This window comes from Kosakonia sp. Marseille-Q7440 (assembly GCF_965119485.1).
Window position 1 is genome coordinate 503,918 of the sequence record NZ_CBCPLT010000001.1, and the last position, 26,958, is coordinate 530,875.

Genomic DNA, 26,958 nt, shown 5'->3' on the forward strand with positions numbered 1-26,958 from the left:
GCCGGGTTTTTTTTGTCCGCAGGCATACCTCGGGAAAACAGAACTGATAAGCAATAATAATCTGTTTTTAACGAAGAGTAGCGAGGAGTAAGATAGCCGCCACGACGTTACAGGGAGTGGGAGAATCCGATGAAGTTTTTGCACCGTTTTTTAAATAGCGATGCCTCAGGTGGCATCGTGCTGATTTGTGCCGCCGCGCTGGCCATGCTCTGCGCGAACCTCGGCGCGACGCAGGAGATTTACAGCTCGTTTTTACAGACCCCGGTCCAGCTGAAAGTCGGGGCGCTTGAAATTAATAAAGACATGCTGTTGTGGATTAACGATGCGCTGATGGCGATCTTTTTCCTGATGGTCGGTCTGGAAGTGAAATATGAACTGGTTGAGGGAACGCTCGCCAGCCGTCAGCAGGCAGTGTTCCCGGTGATTGCCGCGCTGGGTGGGATGGTCGCACCGGCGCTGATCTTCCTGCTGTTTAATGGTCATAACCCGCTGGCAAGCCACGGTTGGGCCATTCCTACCGCGACCGATATTGCCTTTGCCCTTGGCGTACTGGCGCTGTTAGGTAATCGCGTCCCGCCGGTACTGAAAGTGTTTCTGATGGCGCTGGCGATCATCGACGATCTCGGCGCGATTGTGATTATCGCACTGTTCTACACCAGCGATCTCTCGACTCTGGCGCTGGGCGTTGCCGCGACCGCTATCGCTGTGCTGGCAATCATGAACGCGCTCAATGTGCGCCGCATCGGTCTCTATATGTTAGTGGGCGTCGTGCTGTGGACGGCGGTGCTGAAATCCGGGGTTCATGCCACGCTTGCGGGCGTTATCGTCGGTTTCTTTGTGCCGTTGAAGAAAGAGAACGGCGTGTCGCCGTTACATCAGCTGAGCGATGCCATTAGCCCGTGGGTCGCCTGGCTTATTCTGCCGCTGTTTGCCTTTGCTAACGCCGGGGTTTCCCTGAACGGTATGTCCCTTGCTGGTCTGACAGATGTGCTGCCGCTGGGGATTATTGCCGGTCTGGTGATCGGTAAGCCGCTCGGCATTTCGCTCTTCTGCTGGCTGGCGCTGCGTTTGAAACTGGCGAAGCTGCCGCATGGTGCGGTGTTCAAACAGATTATGGCGGTCGGCGTGCTGTGCGGTATCGGCTTTACCATGTCGATCTTTATCTCGTCGCTCGCCTTTGGCGACGCTCATGCCGATATGATCGCCTGGAGCAAACTGGGCATTCTCACCGGCTCGGTTATCTCGGCCGTGGCGGGTTACTGCCTGCTGCGTACGCGCATTATCCGCCCGGCGCAGTAACGCAAAGGTAGAGCGCCATGTCATATATCAATTACAACCATCTGTACTACTTCTGGCATGTCTACCGTGAAGGCTCCGTCGTTGGCGCGGCGGAGGCGCTTTACTTAACGCCGCAGACCATCACCGGGCAGATCAAAGCGCTGGAGGAGCGGCTGCAGGGCAAGCTCTTTAAACGCAAAGGGCGAGGGCTGGAAGCCACCGAACTGGGGCAACTGGTGTTTCGCTATGCGGATAAGATGTTCGCCTTAAGCCAGGAGATGCTCGATATCATCAACTACCGCAAAGAGGCGAACCTGCTGTTTGATGTTGGCGTGGCGGATGCGCTCTCAAAGCGGCTGGTGAGCGGCATTCTTGATGCTGCCGTGCAGGAAGGCGAGCCGATTCACCTGCGCTGCTTTGAATCGACGCACGAGCTGCTGCTGGAGCAGTTAAGCCAGCATAAGCTCGATATGATTATCTCTGATTGCCCCATCGACTCTGCGCAGCAGGAGGGGCTCTTTTCGGTGAAGATTGGCGAATGCAGCGTCAGCTTCTGGAGCAGCGGCCCGGCACCGGAGCTGCCGTTTCCCGCCTGCCTTGAAACGCGTCGGTTATTAATTCCCGGTCGCCGCTCAATGCTTGGCCGCAAGCTGATGAACTGGTTTCATGTGCAAAACCTGCAGGTGGAGATCCTCGGCGAGTTTGATGATGCCGCGCTGATGAAGGCCTTTGGCGCAAAACATGACGCCATCTTTGTTGCGCCGACCTCGTATGGCGACGACTTCTATGCCGATGCGCGAATGGTAGAGATCGGCAGGCTCGACAATGTGCAGGAGGAGTATCACGCGATTTTTGCTGAACGTATGATCCAGCACCCGGCGGTGCAGCGCATCTGCAATCGCGACTACTCGGCGCTCTTCGCGCTTCATCAGAAATGAAAAAACCCGCCGAAGCGGGTTTTTTTTACAAAGCGAACAGCGAAGCGATTAAGCCAGGCTGTTGATACGCGCGGTCAGGTTAGCCTTATGACGCGCTGCTTTGTTTTTGTGGATCAGACCTTTAGCGGCCTGACGATCCACGATCGGTTGCATTTCGTTAAATGCATTCTGCGCAGCGGCTTTGTCGCCAGCTTCAATAGCTGCGTATACTTTCTTAACGAAAGTACGCATCATTGAGCGACGGCTAGCGTTGTGCTTGCGAGCCTTTTCAGACTGAACGGCGCGCTTCTTAGCTGATTTGATATTAGCCAAGGTCCAACTCCCAAATATGATCTTTATGGACAATTCAAAGGCCGGGGAATATGCCCTTTTAGCCTTCTTTTGTCAATGGATTTGTGCAAATAAGCGCCGTTAAGCAACGACGCTCGTTACGTAGTGATGGCGCAGGATTCTAACAGCTTGCGTGTCGCGAATACAGCTTTTCCACCAGAAAAATCGTGCATAACGGCAGATTCTCACCACAGCCAGCGGCAGCCTGATGAAAAGCCTCTCCTTTCTGGCGCGATAAGGCAATCGCCGGTTAACGTTGCCCGCTGTACAAGGTATAATCCGACGATTTTCACTGTTTTGAGCCAGACATGAAGCTGATACGCGGCATACATAACCTCAGTCATGCACCGCACGGGTGTGTGCTGACTATTGGTAATTTCGACGGCGTACATCGCGGTCATCAGGCGTTGCTACAGGGGCTGGGCGCAGAAGGGCGCGCGCGCGGCCTGCCGGTGGTGGTGATGATTTTTGAACCGCAGCCGCTGGAGCTGTTCGCCGGGGAAAAATCCCCCGCGCGGCTGACGCGTCTGCGCGAGAAGCTTCGCTGGCTGGCCGAGTGCGGCGTGGAGTATGTTCTCTGCCTGCGCTTCGACAGGCGTTTTGCGGCGCTGACCGCACAAACCTTTGTCAGCGACCTGCTGGTCGACCGCCTCGGTGTGAAATTTCTCGCAGTCGGTGACGATTTCCGTTTTGGCGCTGGTCGCCAGGGGGATTTCTTGTTATTACAGAAGGCCGGCGAGAAATATGGCTTTGACGTCACCAGTACGCAAACCTTCTGCGAAGGCGGCGTGCGGGTGAGCAGCACCGCGATTCGCCAGGCGCTGGCGAACGACGACCTGGCGCTTGCCGAGAATCTGCTTGGCCGCCCGTTCAGCATCTCCGGGCGCGTTGTCCACGGCGATGCGCTGGGGCGCACCATCGGTTTTCCGACGGCGAATGTGCCGCTGCGCCGCCAGGTCTCCCCGGTAAAAGGGGTCTACGCGGTTGAAGTGGCGGGCCTCGGCGACACGCTGCTGCCGGGCGTCGCCAATATTGGTACCCGCCCGACGGTGGCAGGTATTCGCCAGCAGCTGGAAGTGCACCTGCTGGATGTTGCAATGGACCTTTATGGTCGCCATATAGACGTAGTACTGCGTAAAAAAATACGTAACGAACAGCGCTTTGCTTCCCTCGATGAACTGAAGGCGCAAATCGCCCGAGATGAGGTAGCGGCCCGTGAGTTTTTTGGGCTATCTAAACCGGCTTCTTAAGGCCTGGTGGTATTAATCAAACCGAAATACGGAACCGAGAATCTAATGAGTGACTATAAATCTACCCTGAATTTGCCGGAAACAGGGTTCCCAATGCGTGGCGATCTCGCCAAACGCGAACCGGGAATGCTGGCGCGTTGGACTGATGATGACCTCTACGGCATCATCCGTGCGGCGAAAAAAGGCAAAAAAACCTTCATTCTGCATGATGGCCCTCCATATGCGAATGGCAGCATTCATATTGGTCACTCGGTTAACAAGATTCTGAAAGACATTATTGTGAAGTCCAAAGGGCTCGCAGGTTATGACTCGCCTTACGTTCCGGGTTGGGATTGCCACGGTCTGCCGATCGAACTGAAAGTCGAGCAGGAGTACGGCAAACCGGGCGAGAAGTTCACCGCCGCCGAGTTCCGCGCCAAGTGCCGTGAATATGCCGCCACGCAGGTAGACGGGCAGCGCAAAGACTTTATCCGTCTGGGCGTGCTCGGCGACTGGTCGCACCCCTACCTGACCATGGACTTCAAAACCGAAGCCAATATCATCCGCGCACTGGGCAAAATCATCGGTAACGGCCACCTGCTGAAAGGGGCAAAACCGGTGCACTGGTGCGTCGACTGCCGTTCCGCGCTGGCGGAAGCGGAAGTTGAGTATTACGACAAAACCTCACCTTCTATCGACGTCGCCTTCCAGGCTGCCGATCAGCAGGCGGTGAAAGCGAAATTCGGCGTTGATTCTTTTAACGGCCCGGTTTCGCTGGTTATCTGGACCACCACGCCGTGGACCCTCCCTGCTAACCGCGCTATCTCCCTCTCTCCGGAGTTTGAGTACGTGCTGGTACAGGTTGACGGTCAGGCGGTGATCCTGGCAAAAGATCTGGTTGAGAGCGTGATGAAACGCACCGGCATCAGCGATTATCGCGTGCTGGCTACGGTCAACGGCGCTGAGCTTGAGCTGATGCACTTTAAACACCCGTTCCTCGATTTCGATGTTCCGGCGATCCTCGGCGATCACGTTACGCTGGAAGCGGGTACCGGTGCGGTGCATACCGCTGGCGGTCACGGCCCGGACGACTACACCATCAGCCAGAAGTACGGTCTGGAAATTGCCAACCCGGTTGGCCCGGACGGTCGCTATCTGCCGGGCACCTACCCGACACTTGATGGCATCAACGTCTTCAAAGCGAACGACATCATCGTAGCGCTGCTGACCGAAAAAGGCGCGCTGCTGCACGTCGAGAAGATGCAGCACAGCTATCCGTGCTGCTGGCGTCACAAGTCGCCGATCATCTTCCGCGCCACGCCGCAGTGGTTCGTCAGCATGGATCAAAAAGGGCTGCGCTCGCAGTCGCTGCAAGAGATCAAAGGCGTGCAGTGGATCCCGGACTGGGGCCAGGCGCGTATCGAATCGATGGTCGCTAACCGTCCTGACTGGTGTATCTCCCGTCAGCGCACCTGGGGCGTGCCGATGTCGCTGTTCGTCCATAAAGATACCGAAGAGCTGCACCCGCGTACGCTGGAGCTGATGGAAGAGGTGGCAAAACGCGTCGAAGTTGACGGTATTCAGGCCTGGTGGGATCTCGACCCGCGCGACATCCTCGGCGATGACGCTGACAGCTATGTCAAAGTGCCGGATACGCTGGACGTCTGGTTTGACTCCGGTTCAACCCACGCTTCCGTTGTCGACGTACGCCCGGAGTTCGCAGGCCACGCGGCAGACATGTATCTGGAAGGCTCGGATCAGCATCGCGGCTGGTTTATGTCATCCCTGATGATCTCCACGGCGATGAAGGGCAAAGCGCCTTATCGTCAGGTGCTGACCCACGGTTTCACCGTCGACGGTCAGGGCCGCAAGATGTCGAAATCGATCGGCAACACCGTTTCGCCGCAGGATGTGATGAACAAACTCGGCGCGGATATCCTGCGTCTGTGGGTGGCATCAACCGATTACACCGGTGAAATGGCCGTTTCCGACGAGATCCTGAAGCGTGCCGCCGACAGCTATCGTCGTATCCGTAACACCGCGCGCTTCCTGCTGGCGAACCTTAACGGTTTCGATCCGGCAAAAGATATGGTGAAACCGGAAGAGATGGTGGTGCTGGATCGCTGGGCCGTTGGCTGCGCGCAAGCGGCGCAGGAAGATATCCTGAAAGCCTACGAATCCTATGACTTCCATGAAGTGGTGCAGCGCCTGATGCGTTTCTGCTCCGTGGAAATGGGCTCCTTCTACCTCGACATCATTAAAGACCGCCAGTACACCGCGAAAGCGGAGAGCCGCGCGCGTCGCAGCTGTCAGACCGCGCTCTATCACATCTGTGAAGCGCTGGTGCGCTGGATGGCACCGATCATGTCCTTCACCGCTGATGAGATCTGGGGCTACCTGCCAGGCGATCGCGAGAAGTATGTCTTCACCGGCGAGTGGTACGAAGGCCTGTTTGGCCTGGCGGACAGCGAAGCGATGAACGACGCCTACTGGGCCGAGCTGCTGAAAGTGCGTGGCGAAGTCAACAAGGTGATTGAGCAGGCGCGTGCTGATAAGAAAGTGGGCGGATCCCTTGAAGCGACGGTTACGCTGTTCGCACAGCCAGAGCTGGCGGCGAAACTGACGGCGCTGGGCGATGAATTGCGATTTGTCCTGTTGACCTCAGGCGCGCAGGTTGCGGATTATGCCAGCGCTTCTGCGGATGCGCAGCAGAGCGAACTGCTCAAAGGGCTGAAAGTAGCGCTGAGTAAAGCCGATGGTGAGAAGTGCCCGCGTTGCTGGCATTACACCCATGATGTCGGTCAGGTGGCGGAACACGCAGAAATTTGCGGACGCTGTGTTAGCAACGTCGCCGGTGACGGCGAAAAACGTAAGTTTGCCTGATGAGTAAACCGATCTTTTCAACAGGGCTGCGCTGGCTATGGCTGGTCGTGGCGGTGCTGATTATCGATCTGGGCAGTAAATACCTGATCCTCCAGAACTTCGCTCTGGGGGAGACGGTCTCTCTGTTCCCGTCGCTAAACCTGCACTATGCGCGTAACTATGGGGCGGCGTTCAGCTTCCTCGCCGACAGCGGCGGCTGGCAACGCTGGTTCTTCGCAGGTATCGCTATCGGTATCTGCGTGGTGCTGACGGTGCTGATGTACCGCGCCAAAGCGTCGCAAAAGCTGAATAACATCGCCTATGCGCTGATTATTGGCGGCGCGTTGGGTAACTTGTTCGACCGTCTGTGGCATGGCTTTGTCGTCGATATGATCGATTTTTATGTGGGCGACTGGCATTTTGCTACCTTTAACCTTGCTGATACCGCAATCTGTATCGGCGCGGCGCTGATCGTGCTGGAAGGGTTTTTACCCTCCGCCGCAGTGAAAAAACAGGCGTAAGCCATAAAGCGATGTAGGCCCGGTTGGTAAGCCGGATAAGCGTAGCGCCATCCGGCATGCAGTACGCGCCCGGGCCCTACATTCGCTATCACATAAGAGCAACCTGCATGTCTAAATCCGTACAGAGCGACAGCGCAGTGCTGGTGCACTTCACGCTCAAGCTCGAAGATGGTTCACTTGCCGAATCCACTCGCAACAACGGTAAGCCGGCGCTGTTTCGCCTTGGCGACGGTTCCCTTTCCGAAGGGCTGGAGCAACATCTGCTTGGCCTGAAGGCCGGGGAGAAAAAAGTCTTTTCCCTTGAGCCAGATGCTGCCTTCGGCACGCCGAGCCCGGATCTGATCCAGTACTTCTCGCGCCGTGAATTTATGGACGCCGGCGAGCCTGAAATCGGCGCGATTATGCTCTTTACCGCAATGGATGGCAGCGAAATGCCGGGCGTGATCCGTGAAATCAACGGCGATTCGATTACCGTCGATTTCAACCATCCGCTGGCGGGCAGAACCGTCCACTTTGATATCGATGTGCTGGAAGTCGATCCGGCACTGGAGGAGACAGATGCAGATCCTGTTGGCTAACCCGCGCGGTTTTTGCGCTGGCGTTGACCGCGCTATCAGCATTGTTGAAAACGCGCTGGCGATCTACGGCGCGCCGATTTACGTGCGTCACGAAGTGGTGCATAACCGCTACGTGGTCGACAGCCTGCGCGAGCGCGGTGCCATCTTTATTGAGCAGATAAGCGAAGTGCCGGACGGCGCGATCCTGATCTTCTCGGCGCACGGCGTTTCACAAGCGGTGCGCAACGAAGCGAAAAGCCGCGATTTAACGGTCTTCGACGCCACCTGCCCGCTGGTCACGAAAGTACATATGGAAGTGGCGCGCGCCAGCCGTCGTGGCGAAGAGGCGATCCTGATTGGTCACGCCGGTCACCCGGAAGTGGAAGGCACTATGGGTCAGTACAGCAACCCGAAAGGGGGCATGTACCTGGTTGAGTCGCCGGATGATGTTGCGACGCTTGAGATCAAAGATCCGGGCAAACTCTCCTTCATGACCCAGACTACGCTCTCCGTCGACGATACCTCTGACGTCATTGACGCTCTGCGCGTGCGTTTCCCGCAGATCGTCGGGCCGCGTAAAGATGATATCTGCTACGCCACCACCAACCGCCAGGAAGCGGTGCGTGCGCTGGCTGAGCAGGCGGAAGTGGTGCTGGTAGTCGGGTCGAAAAACTCCTCCAACTCCAACCGCCTCGCCGAGCTGGCGCAGCGGATGGGTAAAGCGGCCTATCTGATTGATGATGCCTCTGATATCCAGGAGAGCTGGGTTCAGGGTATTGCCTGTGTCGGCGTCACCGCTGGCGCTTCCGCACCGGATATTCTGGTGCAGAACGTGATTGCCCGCCTGCAGGAGCTGGGCGGCGGCGACGCCATCCCGCTTGAAGGGCGCGAAGAGAATATCGTCTTCGAAGTGCCAAAAGAGCTGCGGGTCGAGGTTCGCGAAGTCGAGTAACCCTTTTCCCGAGGGTTATGCGAAGATGCCAGACTGAGTCTGGCATTTTTTTTGACCATTTTTCGTGGAGGGGCTATGGGTCTGCCAATCATTCTCGACACCGATCCCGGTATTGACGACGCCGTGGCGATTGCCGCCGCGCTGTTCGCGCCTGAGTGCGATCTGAAACTGATCACCACCGTTGCCGGTAATGTTTCGCTGGAGAAAACCACCCGCAACGCGCTGCAACTGCTTCACTTCTGGAACGCGGATGTCCCGCTAGCGCAGGGCGCCGCCACGCCCCTGCTGCGCCCGCTTTATAACGCGGCAGATGTGCATGGCGAGTCGGGGCTGGATGGCTACGACTTTATTGAACATGCACGCCAGCCGCTGGCGATCCCGGCTTTTCAGGCAATCCGCGACATGCTGCTCGCCTCGCCTGAACCCATTACGCTGGTGACCATCGGCCCGCTGACCAATATCGCGCTACTGCTTACCCACTACCCGGAGTGCCAGTTCAACATCCGTCGGCTGGTGATGATGGGCGGCTCCGCCGGGCGCGGTAACTTTACGCCGAGCGCCGAATTTAATATCGCCGTCGATCCCGACGCCGCGGCGCGCGTTTTTGCCAGCGGGCTGGATATCGTCATGTGCGGCCTGGATGTCACCAACCGCGCGACCCTTGCGCCCGCGTTTCTGGCGACGCTTCCCACCCTTAACCGCACCGGAAAAATGTTGCATGCGCTTTTCAGCCACTATCGCAGCGGCAGCATGGCCACCGGGCAGCGCATGCACGATCTCTGCGCTATCGCTTACCTGGTCCGCCCGGATCTCTTTACCCTAAAACCCTGCTTTGTGGCGGTTGAGACGCAGGGGCAGTTCACCACGGGTGCGACGGTAGTGGATATTGACGGCAAGCTGGGCTTGCCCGCCAATGCGCAGGTGGCACTGGAGATGGATGTTGAGGGCTTTCGTGCATGGTTCGCCGACGTGCTGGCGCTGGCACCTTAATAACGAAGCCAGGCTCTTGTCATGCCTTTTACTGATATTTGCTGGTGTATATCATTAATTTCTAATTATTGGCGTTTTCGGCTGGTGGCTCAGCGATGGGCTGGTTAATCTGGAAACGATTTTTACGCATTTAATTAACAAAAGAGCACAACTATGCATGATGCAGCAATCCGCGTAGCCATCGCGGGCGCTGGCGGTCGAATGGGCCGACAGCTGATTCAGGCGGCGCTGGCTATGGAGGGCGTGGCCCTTGGTGCAGCGCTGGAGCGGGAGGGTTCCTCTCTGCTGGGAAGCGATGCGGGCGAACTCGCAGGCGCGGGTAAAAGCGGCGTCACGGTGCAGAGCAGCCTTGAGGCGGTAAAAGAGGATTTCGATGTCTTTATCGATTTCACCCGCCCGGAAGGGACGCTTCACCATCTCGCGTTTTGCCGTCAGCACCATAAAGCTATGGTGATTGGAACAACCGGTTTTGATGACGCGGGCAAGCAGGCGATCAGCGATGCGGCGCAGGAGATTGCCATCGTCTTTGCCGCCAACTTTAGCGTTGGCGTGAACGTCATGCTGAAGTTGCTGGAGAAAGCGGCAAAGGTGATGGGCGACTACACCGATATCGAAATTATCGAAGCCCACCACCGCTATAAAGTGGATGCCCCGTCAGGCACGGCGCTGGCGATGGGTGAAGCGATCGCCAGCTCACTGAATAAAGAGTTAAAAGAGTGTGCGGTTTATTCACGTGAAGGCCATACCGGCGAGCGCGTTCCCGGCACTATTGGCTTTGCTACGGTTCGCGCCGGGGATATCGTCGGCGAACATACGGCGATGTTCGCCGATATTGGCGAACGTGTCGAGATTACGCATAAAGCATCAAGCCGCATGACCTTCGCTAATGGCGCGGTGCGATCCGCTTCATGGCTTAAAGACAAAGAAAGAGGCCTTTTTGACATGCGTGATGTCCTCGATCTCAACAATCTGTAAGCATTTTTACCCTTCGTGATGTGGTTGTTGCAGTCATAATGGATTGATTGCAAAGGGCAATAATTTATTGCCCTTTTATTTTGCCTTCTAAAAATGATTTTTAAGCTTAAAGCGGTGAAATAGATACTTTATAAGCCATTTTTTGTTTCTAAAATGTAAATTTTGACCATCTGGTCTGGTTTTTCACCCAGATCGCTACTGAGATACAATTTTCTTACCGCGCAAGCGTTTTCCCCGCTCTGCTTATCTTCTTTTTTTATCTCTTAAACCCTGTAAAAGCAGGCAGTGGCGTAAAAGAGAAAGAAAAATAGGCGTCATAAGTTGACTTTTATCCCACATCTCTCCAGAATGCCGCCGTTTGCCAAAAATCCACGGCCAGCAAATTTGCATTGATTCATCATCCTGATATGAATTAATATGCAAATAAAGTGAGTGAATATTCTCTGGAGGGTGTTTTGATTAAGTCAGCGCTATTGGTTCTGGAAGACGGAACCCAGTTTTACGGTCGGGCCATAGGGGCAACGGGCACGGCGGTTGGGGAAGTCGTTTTCAATACTTCAATGACCGGTTATCAAGAAATCCTCACTGATCCTTCCTATTCCCGCCAAATCGTCACTCTTACTTATCCTCATATCGGCAATGTCGGCACCAACGCGGCTGACGAAGAGTCCTCTCAGGTGCATGCGCAGGGTCTGGTCATTCGTGACCTTCCGCTGATTGCCAGCAACTACCGCAGCACTGAAGATCTCTCTTCCTACCTGAAACGCCATAACATCGTGGCGATTGCCGATATTGATACCCGCAAGCTGACCCGCCTGCTGCGCGAAAAAGGCGCACAGAACGGCTGCATCATCGCGGGCGAAAACCTCGACGAGACCGTGGCGCTGGAGAAAGCGAAAGCCTTCCCGGGGCTGAACGGGATGGATCTGGCGAAAGAGGTGACGACCCAGGAGAGCTACAGCTGGACGCAGGGTAGCTGGACGCTGGCGGACGAACTGCCGGAAGCGAAACAAGAGAGCGAACTGCCTTACCACGTTGTGGCCTATGATTACGGCGCAAAACGCAACATCCTGCGCATGCTGGTGGATCGCGGCTGCCGCCTGACGGTAGTCCCGGCGCAAACCCCGGCCGCAGAGGTGCTGAAAATGAATCCAGACGGCATCTTCCTCTCTAACGGTCCCGGCGACCCGGCACCGTGCGACTACGCTATCGACGCCATTAAAGCTTTCCTCGAAACCGATATTCCGGTGTTCGGCATCTGCCTCGGCCACCAGCTGCTGGCGCTGGCGAGCGGTGCGAAAACCGTGAAGATGAAGTTTGGTCACCACGGCGGCAACCACCCGGTAAAAGATATCGACAACAATAGGGTGATGATCACCGCGCAGAACCACGGCTTTGCCGTCGACGAGGCTTCCATGCCTGCTAACCTGCGCGTCACGCACAAATCGCTGTTCGACGGCACGCTGCAGGGCATTCACCGCACCGATAAGCCGGCCTTCAGCTTCCAGGGTCACCCGGAAGCCAGCCCTGGCCCGCACGACGCCGCGCCGCTGTTTGACCACTTTATTGAATTGATTGAGCAGTATCGTCATACCGCCAAATAATCAGGAGAAAAAGAGCCATGCCAAAACGTACAGACCTAAAAAGCATCCTGATCCTTGGCGCTGGCCCGATTGTTATCGGCCAGGCGTGTGAATTCGACTACTCCGGCGCGCAGGCGTGTAAAGCGCTGCGCGAAGAGGGTTACCGCGTAATCCTGGTAAACTCCAACCCGGCAACCATCATGACCGACCCGGAAATGGCGGACGCCACCTATATCGAGCCGATCCACTGGGAAGTGGTGCGTAAGATCATCGAAAAAGAGCGCCCGGATGCAGTGCTGCCGACAATGGGCGGCCAGACGGCGCTCAACTGCGCGCTGGAGCTTGAGCGTCAGGGCGTGCTGGAAGAGTTCGGCGTGACGATGATTGGTGCCACCGCAGATGCGATTGATAAAGCGGAAGATCGCCGCCGTTTCGATATCGCGATGAAGAAAATTGGCCTCGATACCGCGCGTTCCGGCATTGCGCACACTATGGACGAAGCGCTGGCCGTGGCGGCTGACGTCGGCTACCCGTGCATTATCCGCCCCTCCTTTACCATGGGCGGCACCGGCGGCGGCATCGCCTATAACCGCGAAGAGTTTGAAGAGATTTGCGCCCGCGGCCTCGACCTCTCTCCGACTAAAGAGCTGCTGATTGATGAGTCGCTGATTGGCTGGAAAGAGTATGAGATGGAGGTGGTGCGCGATAAGAACGACAACTGCATCATCGTCTGCTCGATTGAAAACTTCGACGCCATGGGCATTCACACCGGTGACTCCATCACCGTGGCCCCGGCGCAGACCCTGACCGACAAAGAGTACCAAATCATGCGTAACGCCTCGATGGCGGTGCTGCGTGAAATCGGTGTTGAGACCGGCGGCTCCAACGTGCAGTTCGCGGTCAACCCGAAAAACGGTCGTCTGATTGTTATCGAAATGAACCCGCGCGTGTCACGCTCCTCGGCGCTGGCCTCGAAAGCGACCGGCTTCCCGATTGCGAAAGTGGCGGCGAAACTGGCGGTAGGTTACACGCTGGATGAGCTGATGAACGATATCACCGGCGGGCGTACCCCGGCGTCGTTCGAACCCTCTATCGACTATGTCGTCACCAAGATTCCGCGCTTCAACTTCGAAAAATTTGTCGGTGCTAACGACCGCCTGACCACGCAGATGAAATCCGTTGGTGAAGTGATGGCGATTGGCCGCACCCAGCAGGAGTCGCTGCAAAAAGCGCTGCGCGGCCTCGAAGTGGGCGCCACCGGCTTCGACCCGAAAGTAAGCCTTGAAGATCCGGAAGCGCTGACCAAAATCCGCCGCGAGCTGAAAGACGCGGGCGCGGATCGTATCTGGTACATCGCTGACGCTTTCCGCGCTGGCCTTTCCGTTGATGGCGTCTTCAACCTGACCAATATCGACCGCTGGTTCCTGGTGCAGATTGAGGAGCTGGTGCGTCTGGAAGAGCAGGTTGCCGCTCAGGGCATTAACGGCCTGAACGCCGACTTCCTGCGCCAGCTGAAACGCAAAGGCTTCGCCGATGCGCGTCTGGCGACGCTGGTTGGCGTACGCGAAGCGGAGATCCGCAAGCTGCGCGACCAGTACAACCTGCATCCGGTCTATAAACGCGTTGATACCTGCGCCGCGGAGTTCGCTACCGATACCGCGTATATGTACTCCACCTATGAAGAGGAGTGCGAAGCCAATCCGAACCAGGATCGCGAAAAAATCATGGTGCTCGGCGGGGGTCCAAACCGTATCGGCCAGGGTATTGAGTTCGACTACTGCTGCGTCCACGCCTCGCTGGCGCTGCGTGAAGATGGTTACGAGACCATTATGGTCAACTGTAACCCGGAGACCGTCTCCACCGATTACGATACCTCCGACCGCCTCTACTTCGAGCCGGTAACGCTGGAAGATGTGCTGGAAATCGTGCGTATCGAGAAGCCGAAGGGCGTGATCGTCCAGTACGGCGGCCAGACGCCGCTGAAACTGGCGCGCGAACTGGAAGCGGCGGGTGTACCGATTATCGGTACCAGCCCGGATGCGATTGACCGCGCGGAAGACCGCGAGCGTTTCCAGCAGGCGGTAGAGCGCCTGAAGCTGCTGCAACCGGCCAACGCCACGGTCACGGCTCTGGAGCAGGCGGTTGAGAAAGCCAAAGAGATCACCTATCCGCTGGTGGTGCGTCCCTCCTATGTGCTGGGCGGCCGCGCAATGGAGATTGTCTACGACGAAGTCGACCTGCGTCGCTACTTTATGACCGCGGTCAGCGTCTCGAACGATGCGCCGGTGCTGCTGGATAAGTTCCTCGATGACGCAGTAGAAGTGGACGTCGACGCGATTTGCGACGGCGAAAGCGTGCTGATTGGCGGCATCATGGAGCATATCGAGCAGGCAGGTGTTCACTCCGGTGACTCCGCCTGTTCGCTGCCGGCCTATACGCTCAGCCAGGAGATTCAGGATGTGATGCGCCAGCAGGTGCAGAAACTGGCGTTTGAGTTGCAGGTGCGCGGTCTGATGAACGTACAGTTCGCAGTAAAAGATAACGACGTCTACCTGATTGAAGTGAACCCGCGTGCGGCGCGTACCGTGCCGTTTGTCTCGAAAGCGACGGGCGTTCCGCTGGCGAAAGTGGCGGCGCGCGTGATGACCGGCCAGACTCTGGCTGCGCAGGGCCACACCAGCGAAATTATCCCGCCGTACTACTCGGTGAAAGAGGTGGTGCTGCCGTTCAACAAATTCCCGGGCGTTGACCCACTGTTAGGGCCGGAAATGCGCTCGACCGGGGAAGTGATGGGCGTCGGTCGCACCTTTGCTGAAGCGTTCGCTAAAGCGCAGCTCGGCAGCAACTCCACCATGCAGAAGCGCGGACGTGCGCTGCTGTCGGTGCGTGAAGGGGATAAAGAGCGCGTTGTCGACCTCGCCGCCAAGCTGCTGAAGCAGGGCTTTGAGCTGGATGCCACCCACGGCACGGCGATTGTGCTCGGCGAAGCGGGCATCAACCCGCGTCTGGTGAACAAGGTGCATGAAGGGCGTCCGCACATTCAGGATCGTATTAAGAATGGCGAATATACCTACATCATCAACACCACCGCAGGCCGCCAGGCGATTGAGGATTCAAAACTGATTCGCCGCAGCGCGCTGCAGTACAAGGTGCATTACGACACCACCCTGAACGGCGGCTTCGCCACCGCGATGGCGCTGAATGCCGACGCCACCGAGAAGGTGACCTCCGTGCAGGAGATGCACGCGCAGATCAATAAGTAACAGAGCGGGCCGGTTTACCGGCCCGAATTTTTTGTATTTGCACTATTTGTTTGTAGGCCGGATAAGGCGTTGCCGCCATCCGGCAATAATGCCTGATGGCGCTTCGCTTATCAGGCCTACGCGATCCTACCTGCATTTACCCACCTTCAGAGTGTTCTGTATTTTCCTCATCCCTCAGCGAGTTACCCTACACTTACTCCCAAGAAGCTTAAAATTGACTGCAAAACAGGGAGAGAACCATGAAAACTAAACTTCTGCTCACATCCGTAATGACTGCCGCTGCGCTGTTCACCGTTGCCGGTTGTTCTTCAAACCAGGCTGTAGAGACCACCGATGGTAAAACCATCGTCACCGACGGCAAACCGCAGGTAGACAAAGATACCGGCATGGTCTCGATTAAAAATGCCGAAACCGGTAAAACGCAGCAGATCAACCGTGACCAGGTTAAAGGCATGAGCGAGCTGAATAACTAATTCGCCACGCTTAGCGTGCGGTGGCTTTCGCCGCCGCACGACCCCCTCTGAATTCCCCTACAGATTGCTACTGTTAGCCAATCGATTAACTGACTACACTCTCTGAAAATATCAGTGAAACAGGTAATCGATGATCCTCATTATTTACGCCCACCCCTATCCGCAACACTCCCATGCTAATAAGCGCATGCTTGAGCAGGTTGAGACGATGGATGAGGTGGAGATCCGCTCCCTTTATGACCTCTATCCCGATTTCAATATCGACATTGCCGCCGAGCAGCAGGCGCTGGCGCGTGCCGATCTCATCATCTGGCAACACCCGATGCAGTGGTATAGCGTCACGCCGTTACTCAAACTCTGGATCGATAAAGTGCTGGCTCACGGCTGGGCATATGGTCATGGCGGCACCGCGCTGCGCGGCAAAAGCATTATGTGGGCGGTGACCACCGGCGGCGGCGAACACCATTTTGATCTGGGTGAGCACCCTGGTTTTGAGGTGCTGGCTCAGCCTTTGCAGGCCACGGCGCTCTACTGCGGCCTGACGTGGCTGCCGCCTTTTGCCATTCACCGCACTTTTGTTTGTGATGACGAAACCTTGCAGGCGCAGGCACGGCAATATAAACAGCGTTTGCAGACATGGCTGGAGGTGCAGCGTGGATAGTCACTCAATGATTCAGGCGTTGATCTACCTGGGCGCGGCGGCGCTGGTGGTACCCATCGCTATGCGCCTCGGGCTCGGTTCAGTGCTCGGCTACCTGATTGCTGGCGGGATTATCGGCCCGTGGGGGTTACGGCTGGTCACCGATGCGGAGTCTATTCTGCACTTCGCCGAAATTGGCGTGGTATTGATGCTGTTTATCATCGGTCTGGAGCTGGATCCGCAGCGGTTATGGAAATTGCGCGCCTCGGTGTTTGGCGGCGGCGCGTTGCAGATGGGCAGCTGTGGCCTGTTGCTCGGCGGCTTCTGTCTGCTGCTCGGGCTGCCGTGGCCGGTAGCGCTGCTGATTGGCCTGACGCTGGGACTTTCATCAACCGCTATTGCCATGCAGGCGATGAATGAGCGGAACCTGACCGCCTCGCAGATGGGGCGCAGCGCCTTTTCAGTGCTGCTGTTCCAGGATATCGCCGCCATTCCGCTGGTGGCGATGATCCCGCTGCTGGCCGCCAGCGGCGGGGCGATGACCCTCAGCGCCTTTTTATTATCCGCATTGAAAGTGGTGGCGGCGCTGACGCTGGTGGTGCTGATTGGGCGCTATGTCGCGCGCCCGGCGCTGCGCTTTGTCGCCCGCTCCGGCCTGCGGGAAGTCTTCTGCGCCGTGGCGCTGCTGCTGGTCTTCGGCTTCGGTTTACTGCTGGAAGAGGCCGGGTTATCGATGGCGATGGGCGCGTTCCTCGCCGGGGTGCTGCTTGCCAGCTCCGAGTATCGCCACGCGCTGGAGAGCGATATCGAGCCGTTTAAAGGTCTGCTGCTCGGGCTCTTCTTTATCGGCGTTGGTATGTCGATTGATTTCGGCACGCTGGCAAGCCATCCGCTGCGCATTCTGCTGCTGCTGGGCGGGTTCCTGGTGATTAAAACCGGCGTGCTGTGGCTGATCGCGCGTCCTTTAACGGTGCCGCGTAAGCAGCGCTGGTGGTTTGCGGCGCTGCTGGGGCAGGGGAGTGAGTTCGCCTTCGTGGTATTTGGCGCAGCGCAGACGGCGCAGGTGTTGGACAGCGAATGGGCGAAAGCCTTAACCCTCACCGTGGCGCTGTCGATGGCGGCAACGCCGCTGCTGCTGGTGCTGCTCGCGCGTCTGGAGGCGGGCGGCGGCGATCGTGAGCAGGAAGCCGATGCGATCGATGAAGAGGAGGCGCGGGTGATTGTCGCCGGCTTTGGCCGCTTCGGGCAGATTTCAGGGCGCTTGTTGCTCTCCAGCGGCGTGAAGATGGTGATCCTCGATCACGATCCCGACCATATCGAGACGCTGCGTAAGTTTGGCATGAAAGTCTTCTACGGTGACGCGACCCGCGTCGATCTGCTGGAGTCAGCGGGCGCAGCGCGGGCGGAAGTATTGATCAACGCAATTGATGATCCCGAAGCCAGCCTGCACTTAACGGAGCTGGCGAAAGAGCACTTCCCGCACCTGCGCATTATTGCCCGCGCCCGCGATGTCGATCACTACATTCGCCTGCGTCAGATGGGCGTTGAGGATCCTGAACGTGAGACCTTCGAAGCGGCGCTGAAAACCGGGCGTCAGGCACTCGAAGGGCTGGGGCTGGGGGCCTATGAGGCGCGGGAGCGCGCCGATCGCTTCCGCCGCTTTAATCACGACATGATTGAAGAGATGGCAAATGCGGAAGATGGCGGCCAGGGGCGCGTTGCGGTGTTTAAACGCACCAGCGCCATGCTGACGGAGATTATCGCCGAAGATCGTGCGCATCTCTCCGTCACGCAGCGCCATGGCTGGCAGGGGACGGAAGAGGGAAGGCATACGGACGATCCGGCAGATGAACCCGCGGTGAAACCGCAGCCCTGATCGCGTGGTCTGTTAAGGCTGCTTGACGGCTAACGGCTTGATAGATCAGGCATGGAAAGCTGGCGGTGCGAAGATGTGCAGGGTCACCGCCAGCAGAACAGAAATTTTTCTTCTTCTTTACCTTGCGCACCGTCGACGAAAGATTGTGCTTTCCGTATAGTGGCGACAATTTTTTGCATCCAGGAAATGAATGAATGATCAGTCTGATTGCGGCGTTAGCAGTGGATCGCGTCATCGGTATGGAGAATGCCATGCCGTGGGATCTCCCTGCCGATCTCGCCTGGTTTAAGCGCAACACCTTAAACAAACCTGTTGTGATGGGCCGCCTGACATGGGAATCCATCGGTCGCCCGCTGCCGGGGCGTAAAAACATTGTCATCAGCAGCCAGCCGGGCACCGACGATCGCGTTGAGTGGGTGAAATCCGTTGAGGATGCGCTGGCGGCGTGCGGCGATGCGCAGGAGATCATGGTGATCGGTGGCGGCCGCGTCTACGAGCAGTTCCTGCCAAAAGCGCAGCGCCTCTACCTGACGCACATTGATGCGGAAGTGGAGGGCGATACCCATTTCCCGGATTACGATCCGGACGAGTGGGACTCGGTCTTCAGTGAATTCCACGACGCGGACGCGCAGAATTCACACAGCTACTGCTTCGAAATTCTCGAGCGTCGCTAATAGCAAAATCCCCGGCATGCCGGGGATTTTCATTTCAGGAGGCGATGGCTTCCCCGTCACCCAGATCCATCTGGCGATTCGATGGCTGCGTGAAGATCTGCTTATCTTCCCAGCGCAGGCAGGTGAGATCCCCGCCCCAACAGCAGCCGGTATCCAGCGCGTAAATCCCCTCCGGCGTGCCTTCGCCTTCCAGCGATGCCCAGTGGCCAAAGACGATGCTGTACTCCTGCGCGACCGGACCCGGAATTGAGAACCAGGGTTTCAGCGGTGCCGGTGCGTTCTGCGGCGTATCTTTGCAGTACATATCCAGCTGCCCGTTCGGGAAGCAGTAACGCATCCGCGTAAACGCGTTGGTGATAAAGCGCAGACGAGCGAGACCGCTCAGCTCTGGCGACCAGTGGTTTGGCAGATCGCCATACATCGCATCGAGGAACAGCGGATAGGAGTCACTCGCCAGCACCGCTTCGACATCGCGGGCGCAGCTTTTCGCCGTGTCGAGATCCCACTGTGGCGTGATCCCGGCGTGGGCCATCACCACCTTTTTCTCTTCATCGACTTGCAGCAGCGGCTGGCGACGCAGCCAGTTAATCAGGTCGTCGGCGTCGGGCGCTTCCAGCAGCAGGTTAAGCCGATCTTTTGGCTTATTGCGGCTGATACCGGCAAAGACCGCCAGCAGATGCAGATCGTGGTTGCCGAGCACAATGCGTGCGCTGTCGCCAAGAGATTTGACGTAGCGCAGCACGTCGAGCGAGCCAGGGCCGCGCGCCACGAGGTCGCCGGTCAGCCATACGGTGTCTTTTTCCTGTGAAAACTGCACCTGGTTTAACAGCGCGATCAGTTCATCAAAGCAACCGTGAACGTCGCCAATAAAGTATGTAGACATTGATTAATGGATCACTATTGGAACGGCGAGTCGGAAGACCGGGATAGCGACGCGGAAGGGGTTGCCCTGCGCATCGATCATATCGTAATGGCCCTGCATGGTGCCCAGCGGCGTTTCGATCACCGCGCCGCTGGTGTACTGAAATTCGCCGCCTGGCTCGATATGGGGCTGTTCGCCGACCACACCTTCGCCCTGAACTTCCGTTTCGCGGCCATTTCCATTGGTGATCAACCAGTAGCGACTGAGCAACTGGACGGCGCTTCGCCCCAGGTTCCGGATGGTGACGGTGTAAGCAAAGACATAGCGTTCATGGTCGGGTTGCGACTGTGACTCGATATAGAGGCTTTGAACCTGCACAGAGACGCGGGGCGAATTGATCATGGGTTAACTCTCCTTCGGCGGCGCATTATCCGTCAGGTAGTTGGCTAACTGACAATATTGCGCAACAGAGATATTTTCTGCGCGCATCGTCGGATCGATACCCAACGATGAAAGCACGTCGACGGTAAACACATTGCCGAGACTGTTACGAATGGTCTTACGGCGCTGGTTGAACGCTTCGGTGGTAATGCGGCTCAGGGTGCGAACCTCTTTTACCGGGTGCGGCATAGTGGTATGCGGCACCAGGCGCACCACGGCGGAATCGACTTTTGGCGGCGGCGCGAAGGCGGTCGGCGGCACTTCAAGCACCGGGATCACCTGGCAATAGTACTGCGCCATCACGCTCAGTCTTCCATACGCCTTACTGTTCGGCCCTGCAACCAGGCGGTTTACCACCTCTTTTTGCAACATAAAGTGCATGTCGGCAATGGCATCAGTATAGCTAAACAGATGAAACATCAACGGTGTTGAGATGTTGTAGGGCAGGTTGCCGAAAACGCGCAGCGGCTGGCCGAGGGTTTGCGACAGCTCGCCGAAGTTCATGGTCATCGCATCCTGCTGATAAATCGTCAGCTTTGGCGCGAGGAACGGATGCGTTTGCAGACGAGCCGCCAGATCGCGGTCAAGCTCGATCACCGTCATTTTATCCAGACGATCGCCGACCGGCTCGGTCAGCGCGCCAAGACCCGGGCCGATTTCGACCATGGCCTGACCCTTTTGCGGGTTGATGGCGGAAACGATGCTGTCGATCACGAACTGGTCGTGGAGGAAGTTTTGCCCGAAGCGCTTGCGGGCTAAGTGGCCCTGATGGACGCGAGTATTCATTGAGTATTAACAATCATCTTGATGGCGAGATTAAGCGCCGTAATAAAACTGCCGACCTCCGCGGTTCCCTTTCCCGCCAGTTCAAGGGCGGTACCGTGGTCGACGGAGGTGCGAATAAAAGGTAAACCGAGGGTAATATTCACCCCGCGGCCAAAACCCTGGTATTTTAGCACGGGCAGGCCTTGATCGTGGTACATCGCCAGCACCGCGTCGGCGTTATCGAGGTATTTCGGCTGAAACAGCGTGTCTGCCGGGAGCGGACCGCTCAAGTTCATGCCTTCGTGACGCATCGCTTCCAGCAGCGGAATGATGGTATCGATCTCTTCCGTGCCCATATGGCCGCCTTCACCCGCGTGGGGGTTGAGGCCGCAGACCAGAATATGCGGAGAGGCAATACCAAACTTCTGCCGTAAATCGCCGTGCAGGATGGTGATAACTTCACGCAGAAGATCGGGCGTGATGGCATCTGCAACCTCCCGGAGCGGCAGGTGCGTCGTCGCTAGCGCCACGCGCAGCGTCTCCGTTGCCAGCATCATCACCACTTTGTCGGCGTGAGCGCGCTGCTCGAAAAACTCCGTGTGCCCGGTAAAGGGCGTACCCGAATCGTTGATCACCCCTTTATGCACCGGGCCGGTGACCAGCGCGGCGAATTCGCCGTTCAGGCAACCATCGCAGGCGCGGGCAAGGGTAGAGACGACGTAAGCACCGTTTTGCGGATTAAGACGACCAGCGACAACCGGCGCGTTGAGCGCAACGGGCAGCAGGGTAAGGGTTCCGGCCTGTTGCGGCGCCGCTGCATGCCCGGGAGCGTACTCCCGAAGCGTAAGCGGCAGACCGAGCAGGGCTGCCCGGTCGGTTAACAGCGTCGCATCGCCACAGATTACCAGTTCAACCGGCCAGTCGCGCTGGGCGAGCTGCACCACCAGATCCGGGCCAATCCCGGCGGGTTCGCCGGGAGTGATAACGATGCGCTGCGTGTTCATCAGTTGCTCAGAATTTTGACGTAAGCGCTGGCGCGTTGTTCCTGCATCCAGGTTGCCGCCTCTTCAGAGAACTTGCGGTTCATCAACATCCGGTAGGCGCGATCTTTCTGCGCGGCATCGGTTTTGTCGACGTTGCGCGAATCGAGCATTTCGATCAGGTGCCAGCCGAAGGAGGAGTGCACCGGGCCGCTCATCTGGCCGCGTTTCAGCTTCATCAGCGCATCGCGGAAAGCGGGATCGTAGATATCCGCTGCCGCCCAGCCGAGGTCGCCGCCCTGGTTGGCTGAACCCGGATCCTGAGAGAACTCTTTCGCCGCATTAGCAAACGTGGTGCGACCGCTCTTAATATCGGCAGCAATCTCTTCCAGCTTGGTACGCGCCTGATCATCGGTCATGATCGGCGACGGTTTCAGCAGGATGTGACGGGCATGCACCTCGGTCACGGAGATGCTCTTCGACTGACCGCGCAGATCGTTCACTTTAAGAATGTGGAAACCGACACCGGAGCGAATTGGGCCCAGCACGTCGCCTTTTTTCGCCGTGCTCAGCGCCTGAGCGAAGACGCTCGGCAGCTCCTGAATACGGCCCCAGCCCATCTGGCCGCCTTTCAGCGCCTGCTGGTCAGCAGAGTAGGTGATCGCCAGCTTGCCAAAGTCAGCGCCGTTACGCGCCTGCTCGATAATCGAGCGCGCCTGGGCTTCTGCTTCGTTAACCTGTGCGGAGGTCGGGTTTTCTGACAGCGGGATCAGGATGTGGCTCAGGTTCAGCTCGGTGCTGGCATCGTTCTGATTGCCAACCTGCTGTGCCAGCGACTCCACTTCCTGCGGCAGCACGGTCACGCGGCGACGCACTTCGCTGTTACGCACTTCGGAGATGATCATCTCTTTGCGGATCTGGTTACGATAGGTGCTGAAATTCATCCCGTCGTAGGCCAGACGGCTGCGCATCTGATCCATCGTCATGTTGTTCTGTTTCGCAATATCCGCGATAGCGGCATCGAGCTGTTCGTCAGTCACTTTGACGCCCATTTTCGTGCCCATCTGCAAAATGATCTGATCCATGATCAGACGCTCCAGGATCTGATGGCGCAGGGTCTTGTCATCCGGCAACTGTTGACCCGCCTGGCCAGCATTCGCTTTGACGGACTGCATCAAACCATCAACGTCACTTTCGAGCACGACGCCGTTATTCACCACGGCGGCGACTTTATCGACAACCTGAGGCGCGGCAAAACTGGTATTCGCAACCATAGCGATACCGAGAAGCAGCGTTTTCCAGTTCTTCATACCTTTTCCATTTCAATTAACCGCAGTGCGGATTACGTTGCAAATCAAACAGATCACAGTGAGCTACGGTACGGCAGGATGTTCGAGCGCAGCATCTCTTGCGTACCCAGGCCATAGTTGGAGCTCAGGCCGCGAAGCTCAATGTTGAAACCGATAACTTTTTCATACTTGCTCTGATCGTTCTCCCAGCCGTTAAGTTTGCGTTCCCAACCGAGGCGAATCGCATAACAGCAGGAGTTGTACTGCACACCAACCATCTGGTCCGCAGGTTTTTTGGTATTGGTATCAAGATAGTACGCGCCAACAAGAGACCAGCGATCGGCAATCGGCCAGCTTGCGGCGGTGCCCACCTGCGAAATCCCTTTTTTAAACTGATCTGCCGCCGCGAATTCCGGCAGCGTTGCCTGAATATACTCCGGGCTCGCATAACGATAGCTCAGCTGCAGCAGACGGTTTTCATCACGGCGATACTCCAGCGCGGAGCTGCTGTTGGCGATGTTATTCAGACGCGTATCGTACTGAACCCCGCCGCGCAGGCCCCAACGGTCGGAGATACGCCAGTAGGTATCGCCCGCCCATACCAGCGAACCGGTTTTGTTGTCTTTCTCCCAGTTGATATTGTCATCACCGGTACGGGACTCGGTGAAATAGTAGATTTGACCAACAGAAACGTTAAAACGTTCAACCGCCGCATTATCAAAAATACGCGTGGTGAGACCGGTGGTAACCTGGTTCGCTGACGCGATGCGGTCGAGGCCGCCATAGGTGCGGTCGCGGAACAGGCCGCTGTAGTCCGACTGCAACAGGGAGGAGTCGTAGTTGTTGATATGGCTCTGATCGCGGTACGGCACATAGAGATACTGCGCGCGCGGCTCCAGCGTCTGGGTATAGCCAGCCGCCCAGTCCATATCGCGCTCGAAGACCAGCTTGCCGTCGGCTTTAAACTGCGGCATGACGCGGTTGACGTTCGCGTCATACGAACGACCCGTCTGCGCGTTGGCGTTCGCCGCGTTAAAGGTATCGATATTGGTCTGCTGGTAATGGGTCGCCAACAGTTTGACTTCAGTATTGAGGCTGCTCCAGTCATTGGATACCGGCAGACTTAAGGTTGGCTCCAGATGCAGACGCGTCGCCTCTGGGTTGTTTTTGTTGGTGTTAACAAAGTTAACCGCCTGGCCATACACGCGGAAATCGAACGGACCGAGATCGTTGTGGTACCAGTTCACATCCACCTGCGGCTGCGCAGAGTAGGAGTTACTGTTGTTACGGTTAAACACCTGGAACTGTTTGGTCGAGACCGTGGCGTCAAAGTTTTCGATCGCATAACCAACGCTGAGGATCTGCGTGGCGTAACCATCGGTACTGGAACCATATTTTGACGAAAAGTCGTTAAAGTAGTTCGGATCGCTGACTTTGGTGTAGTTGGCGTTAAAACGCCACACTTTGTCCAGCACGCCCGTATGCTGCCAGAAGAAGAGCCAGCGATGGCGATCGCCCTCGGTTGGGTGCTCATCTTCGTAGACTTTATCAGAAGGCAGATAATCGAACTCAATCAGGCCTTCGCCCGCCTGCGACAGATAACGGAACTCATTCTGCCACTGGGTGTTGCCGCGCTTATGGATATAGTGCGGCGTGATCGTCGCATCCATATTGGGCGCGATGTTCCAGTAGTAGGGCAGATAGAATTCGAAATAGTTGCTGGTTGAGTACTTGGCGTTCGGGATCAGGAAACCTGAGCGGCGCTTATCACCAATCGGCAACTGCAAATAGGGGCTATAGAAGACCGGAACCGGGCCAAGCTTAAGGCGGGCGTTCCAGATCTCAGCAACCTGCTCTTCGCGATCCTGAATCACCTCGCTGCCGACAACGCTCCAGGTATTGGAGCCGGGCAAGCAGGAGGTAAAGGTACCGTTATCCAGGATGGTATAACGGTTCTGGCCGCGCTGTTTCATCACATCGGCAGTACCGCGACCCTGGCGGTCAACCATCTGGTAGTTACCGTCCCAGATATTGGTGTCTTTGGTGTTGAGGTTAGCCCAACCTTTCGGACCTTTCAGGATGACCTGATTGTCGTCATAGTGCACATTACCGAGCGCATCCACCGTTCGTACAGGTTCCGTCTGACCTTCCGGTTGCTGTTGATGAACCTGAACCTCATCGGCCTGCATGCGGCTATTACCCTGATTAATATCGACATTACCGGTAAACATGGCGTCGTCAGGGTAGTTGCCTTTAGCATGATCGGCGTTGATCGTTACCGGTAAGTTATTGGTATCGCCTTTAATCAGGGGGCGGTTATAGCTGGGAACGCCAAGCATACACTGCGAGGCAAGATCGGCTGCCATCCCCTGCTGACTGTAAAGGGCGTAGCCAATCATGGTGGCCAGGAGGGTGGGGATACGTTTTTTCATACGTTTTATGTGTTGTTCCGTCATCTGTGGCTTTACGCTGGCAAACGGTCTGAGACTAACTTACTCGCCTTTGCAACGCTAGTTTTAATCCTGCCCGCGTTCGAGCCAGAAGGAGAGCCTGCGCCTGTGCACGGCATAGAATGACGGGTATGATAAAGCAAATTTTAGCCGACGGCATGACGATTTGGGGAGTATATGCAGTATTGGGGGAAAGTGGTTGGAGTGGTCGTTGCCCTTTTCGTAGGCGGCGGCTTTTGGGGCGCCGTGCTGGGGCTGATTATTGGGCATCTTTTTGACAAATCGCGCAGCCGTAAAATGGCGTGGTTTGCCAACCAGCGCGAGCGCCAGACGCTCTTTTTTGCCACCACCTTTGAGGTGATGGGGCATTTAACCAAATCGAAGGGGCGCGTGACGGAAGCGGATATTCAGGTCGCCACCCTGTTTATGGATCGTCTGAACCTGCACGGCGAGTCGCGCACCGCGGCGCAGCACGCTTTCCGCGTCGGCAAAACGGATAACTACCCGTTACGCGACAAGATGCGGCAGTTTCGCAGCGTCTGTTTCGGCCGCTTTGATTTGATTAGGATGTTTCTGGAAATTCAAATCCAGGCAGCGTTTGCTGACGGTACGCTCCACCCGAGCGAACGCCAGGTGCTTTACGTCATCGCCGAAGAGCTGGGCATCTCTCGCCAGCAGTTCGATCAGTTCCTGCTGATGATGCAGGGCGGGGCGCAGTTTGGCGGCGGCTTTAACAACTCGCAGCAGCAGGCGGGCGGTGGCGGATGGCAGCAGTCGCAACGCGGCCCAACGCTGGAAGATGCCTGCAACGTGCTGGGGGTGAAAGCCACCGACGATGCGACAACCATTAAACGCGCTTATCGCCGCTTAATGGGCGAGCATCACCCGGACAAGCTGGTGGCGAAAGGATTACCGCCGGAGATGATGGAGATGGCGAAGCAGAAAGCGCAGGACATCCAGAAAGCCTACGAACTGATTCGCGAACAGAAAGGGTTTCGCTAATAAAAACGTCCCCGACCGCAAGATCGGG

23 protein-coding genes and 1 pseudogene are annotated in these 26,958 nt (G+C 57.0%); 17 read left to right on the forward strand and 7 right to left on the reverse strand.

Annotated features, from left to right (window positions below; translation table 11 throughout):
• Positions 1–129: 129 nt before the first annotated feature.
• Positions 130–1,299: a Na+/H+ antiporter NhaA gene (nhaA, locus tag ACWPW2_RS02270; RefSeq protein ID WP_023480240.1), complete on the forward strand. Its 1,170-nt coding sequence runs from the start codon at positions 130–132 to the stop codon at positions 1,297–1,299.
• Between the two features lie 17 nt (positions 1,300–1,316).
• Complete coding sequence (nhaR, locus tag ACWPW2_RS02275; RefSeq protein WP_124969886.1) at positions 1,317–2,216, forward strand: transcriptional activator NhaR; 900 nt, start codon at positions 1,317–1,319, stop codon at positions 2,214–2,216.
• Positions 2,217–2,264: 48 nt separating this feature from the next.
• Here the strand turns inward: nhaR and rpsT are convergent, their stop codons facing one another.
• Positions 2,265–2,528 (reverse strand): 30S ribosomal protein S20, encoded by a 264-nt coding sequence (gene rpsT / locus ACWPW2_RS02280; RefSeq protein WP_023480327.1) that lies wholly within the window; start codon positions 2,526–2,528, stop codon positions 2,265–2,267.
• Positions 2,529–2,617: 89 nt separating this feature from the next.
• Here rpsT and ACWPW2_RS02285 point away from each other — a divergent pair.
• The 14 genes and pseudogenes from ACWPW2_RS02285 to folA all read left to right on the forward strand — a co-directional run bounded on the left by ACWPW2_RS02285 (position 2,618) and on the right by folA (position 19,141).
• Positions 2,618–2,847 (forward strand): annotated as a pseudogene (locus ACWPW2_RS02285) (DUF2575 domain-containing protein).
• Positions 2,848–2,854: 7 nt separating this feature from the next.
• Positions 2,855–3,796 (forward strand): bifunctional riboflavin kinase/FAD synthetase, encoded by a 942-nt coding sequence (ribF, locus tag ACWPW2_RS02290; RefSeq protein WP_023480490.1) that lies wholly within the window; start codon positions 2,855–2,857, stop codon positions 3,794–3,796.
• Positions 3,797–3,841: 45 nt separating this feature from the next.
• On the forward strand, positions 3,842–6,658 hold the full coding sequence (gene ileS, locus ACWPW2_RS02295) for an isoleucine--tRNA ligase (protein WP_454121504.1): 2,817 nt from the start codon (positions 3,842–3,844) through the stop codon (positions 6,656–6,658).
• Positions 6,658–7,158 carry a signal peptidase II gene (lspA, locus tag ACWPW2_RS02300; RefSeq protein ID WP_023480416.1) on the forward strand — a complete coding sequence of 167 codons (501 nt, stop codon included), beginning with the start codon at positions 6,658–6,660 and terminating at the stop codon, positions 7,156–7,158. Before ileS ends, lspA begins: the two co-directional genes overlap by 1 nt.
• Before the next feature lie 107 nt (positions 7,159–7,265).
• A complete protein-coding gene (gene fkpB / locus ACWPW2_RS02305; protein WP_054802788.1) occupies positions 7,266–7,736 on the forward strand; it encodes an FKBP-type peptidyl-prolyl cis-trans isomerase in 471 nt (156 codons plus the stop codon).
• A complete protein-coding gene (ispH, locus tag ACWPW2_RS02310) occupies positions 7,717–8,667 on the forward strand; it encodes a 4-hydroxy-3-methylbut-2-enyl diphosphate reductase (protein ID WP_454121505.1) in 951 nt (316 codons plus the stop codon). The genes fkpB and ispH overlap by 20 nt, the downstream gene beginning before the upstream one ends.
• A 75-nt stretch (positions 8,668–8,742) precedes the next feature.
• Positions 8,743–9,657, forward strand: coding sequence for a ribonucleoside hydrolase RihC (gene rihC, locus ACWPW2_RS02315; protein ID WP_454121507.1), 915 nt, complete (start codon positions 8,743–8,745; stop codon positions 9,655–9,657).
• A 153-nt stretch (positions 9,658–9,810) separates the two neighbouring features.
• Entirely contained in the window at positions 9,811–10,632 is an 822-nt protein-coding gene (gene dapB / locus ACWPW2_RS02320) for a 4-hydroxy-tetrahydrodipicolinate reductase (protein ID WP_454121509.1), read from the forward strand.
• A 455-nt stretch (positions 10,633–11,087) separates the two neighbouring features.
• A complete protein-coding gene (gene carA / locus ACWPW2_RS02325) occupies positions 11,088–12,236 on the forward strand; it encodes a glutamine-hydrolyzing carbamoyl-phosphate synthase small subunit (protein WP_454121511.1) in 1,149 nt (382 codons plus the stop codon).
• A 17-nt stretch (positions 12,237–12,253) separates the two neighbouring features.
• Entirely contained in the window at positions 12,254–15,478 is a 3,225-nt protein-coding gene (gene carB / locus ACWPW2_RS02330) for a carbamoyl-phosphate synthase large subunit (RefSeq protein ID WP_094419334.1), read from the forward strand.
• Between the two features lie 239 nt (positions 15,479–15,717).
• Positions 15,718–15,951 (forward strand): YgdI/YgdR family lipoprotein, encoded by a 234-nt coding sequence (locus ACWPW2_RS02335; RefSeq protein ID WP_023480333.1) that lies wholly within the window; start codon positions 15,718–15,720, stop codon positions 15,949–15,951.
• Positions 15,952–16,081: 130 nt separating this feature from the next.
• Positions 16,082–16,612, forward strand: coding sequence for a glutathione-regulated potassium-efflux system oxidoreductase KefF (gene kefF, locus ACWPW2_RS02340; protein WP_454121513.1), 531 nt, complete (start codon positions 16,082–16,084; stop codon positions 16,610–16,612).
• Positions 16,605–18,467 carry a glutathione-regulated potassium-efflux system protein KefC gene (gene kefC, locus ACWPW2_RS02345; protein ID WP_454121515.1) on the forward strand — a complete coding sequence of 621 codons (1,863 nt, stop codon included), beginning with the start codon at positions 16,605–16,607 and terminating at the stop codon, positions 18,465–18,467. Before kefF ends, kefC begins: the two co-directional genes overlap by 8 nt.
• A gap of 194 nt (positions 18,468–18,661) precedes the next feature.
• Positions 18,662–19,141 (forward strand): type 3 dihydrofolate reductase, encoded by a 480-nt coding sequence (gene folA / locus ACWPW2_RS02350; RefSeq protein WP_023480281.1) that lies wholly within the window; start codon positions 18,662–18,664, stop codon positions 19,139–19,141.
• Positions 19,142–19,175: 34 nt separating this feature from the next.
• Here the strand turns inward: folA and apaH are convergent, their stop codons facing one another.
• The 6 genes from apaH to lptD are packed head-to-tail and all read right to left on the reverse strand — an operon-like array spanning position 19,176 to position 25,910.
• Positions 19,176–20,024 (reverse strand): bis(5'-nucleosyl)-tetraphosphatase (symmetrical) ApaH, encoded by an 849-nt coding sequence (gene apaH / locus ACWPW2_RS02355; protein WP_454121516.1) that lies wholly within the window; start codon positions 20,022–20,024, stop codon positions 19,176–19,178.
• 3 nt (positions 20,025–20,027) lie between these two features.
• Positions 20,028–20,405, reverse strand: coding sequence for a Co2+/Mg2+ efflux protein ApaG (gene apaG / locus ACWPW2_RS02360; protein ID WP_454121517.1), 378 nt, complete (start codon positions 20,403–20,405; stop codon positions 20,028–20,030).
• A 3-nt stretch (positions 20,406–20,408) separates the two neighbouring features.
• On the reverse strand, positions 20,409–21,230 hold the full coding sequence (rsmA, locus tag ACWPW2_RS02365) for a 16S rRNA (adenine(1518)-N(6)/adenine(1519)-N(6))-dimethyltransferase RsmA (protein ID WP_023480359.1): 822 nt from the start codon (positions 21,228–21,230) through the stop codon (positions 20,409–20,411).
• Positions 21,227–22,216: a 4-hydroxythreonine-4-phosphate dehydrogenase PdxA gene (gene pdxA / locus ACWPW2_RS02370; protein WP_128483656.1), complete on the reverse strand. Its 990-nt coding sequence runs from the start codon at positions 22,214–22,216 to the stop codon at positions 21,227–21,229. Before pdxA ends, rsmA begins: the two co-directional genes overlap by 4 nt.
• Positions 22,213–23,499, reverse strand: a complete 1,287-nt coding sequence (surA, locus tag ACWPW2_RS02375; protein WP_023480474.1) for a peptidylprolyl isomerase SurA — start codon at positions 23,497–23,499, stop codon at positions 22,213–22,215. The genes pdxA and surA overlap by 4 nt, the downstream gene beginning before the upstream one ends.
• A gap of 53 nt (positions 23,500–23,552) precedes the next feature.
• Positions 23,553–25,910, reverse strand: a complete 2,358-nt coding sequence (gene lptD / locus ACWPW2_RS02380) for an LPS assembly protein LptD (RefSeq protein WP_454121519.1) — start codon at positions 25,908–25,910, stop codon at positions 23,553–23,555.
• Positions 25,911–26,105: 195 nt separating this feature from the next.
• Between lptD and djlA the strand changes: the two genes are divergently transcribed.
• Positions 26,106–26,930, forward strand: a complete 825-nt coding sequence (djlA, locus tag ACWPW2_RS02385; protein WP_124969843.1) for a co-chaperone DjlA — start codon at positions 26,106–26,108, stop codon at positions 26,928–26,930.
• Positions 26,931–26,958 lie beyond the last annotated feature (28 nt).

Excerpts from the sequence above, each read along its gene's own strand:
- nhaA (WP_023480240.1), top strand. The coding sequence starts at position 130 with ATGAAGTTTTTGCACCGTTTTTTAAATAGCGATGCCTCAGGTGGCATC.
- nhaR (WP_124969886.1), top strand. The coding sequence starts at position 1,317 with ATGTCATATATCAATTACAACCATCTGTACTACTTCTGGCATGTCTAC.
- ribF (WP_023480490.1), top strand. The coding sequence starts at position 2,855 with ATGAAGCTGATACGCGGCATACATAACCTCAGTCATGCACCGCACGGG.
- ileS (WP_454121504.1), top strand. The coding sequence starts at position 3,842 with ATGAGTGACTATAAATCTACCCTGAATTTGCCGGAAACAGGGTTCCCA.
- lspA (WP_023480416.1), top strand. The coding sequence starts at position 6,658 with ATGAGTAAACCGATCTTTTCAACAGGGCTGCGCTGGCTATGGCTGGTC.
- fkpB (WP_054802788.1), top strand. The coding sequence starts at position 7,266 with ATGTCTAAATCCGTACAGAGCGACAGCGCAGTGCTGGTGCACTTCACG.
- ispH (WP_454121505.1), top strand. The coding sequence starts at position 7,717 with ATGCAGATCCTGTTGGCTAACCCGCGCGGTTTTTGCGCTGGCGTTGAC.
- rihC (WP_454121507.1), top strand. The coding sequence starts at position 8,743 with ATGGGTCTGCCAATCATTCTCGACACCGATCCCGGTATTGACGACGCC.
- dapB (WP_454121509.1), top strand. The coding sequence starts at position 9,811 with ATGCATGATGCAGCAATCCGCGTAGCCATCGCGGGCGCTGGCGGTCGA.
- carB (WP_094419334.1), top strand. The coding sequence starts at position 12,254 with ATGCCAAAACGTACAGACCTAAAAAGCATCCTGATCCTTGGCGCTGGC.
- ACWPW2_RS02335 (WP_023480333.1), top strand. The coding sequence starts at position 15,718 with ATGAAAACTAAACTTCTGCTCACATCCGTAATGACTGCCGCTGCGCTG.
- kefF (WP_454121513.1), top strand. The coding sequence starts at position 16,082 with ATGATCCTCATTATTTACGCCCACCCCTATCCGCAACACTCCCATGCT.
- folA (WP_023480281.1), top strand. The coding sequence starts at position 18,662 with ATGATCAGTCTGATTGCGGCGTTAGCAGTGGATCGCGTCATCGGTATG.
- apaH (WP_454121516.1), bottom strand. The coding sequence starts at position 20,024 with ATGTCTACATACTTTATTGGCGACGTTCACGGTTGCTTTGATGAACTG.
- apaG (WP_454121517.1), bottom strand. The coding sequence starts at position 20,405 with ATGATCAATTCGCCCCGCGTCTCTGTGCAGGTTCAAAGCCTCTATATC.
- rsmA (WP_023480359.1), bottom strand. The coding sequence starts at position 21,230 with ATGAATACTCGCGTCCATCAGGGCCACTTAGCCCGCAAGCGCTTCGGG.
- surA (WP_023480474.1), bottom strand. The coding sequence starts at position 23,499 with ATGAAGAACTGGAAAACGCTGCTTCTCGGTATCGCTATGGTTGCGAAT.
- lptD (WP_454121519.1), bottom strand. The coding sequence starts at position 25,910 with ATGAAAAAACGTATCCCCACCCTCCTGGCCACCATGATTGGCTACGCC.
- djlA (WP_124969843.1), top strand. The coding sequence starts at position 26,106 with ATGCAGTATTGGGGGAAAGTGGTTGGAGTGGTCGTTGCCCTTTTCGTA.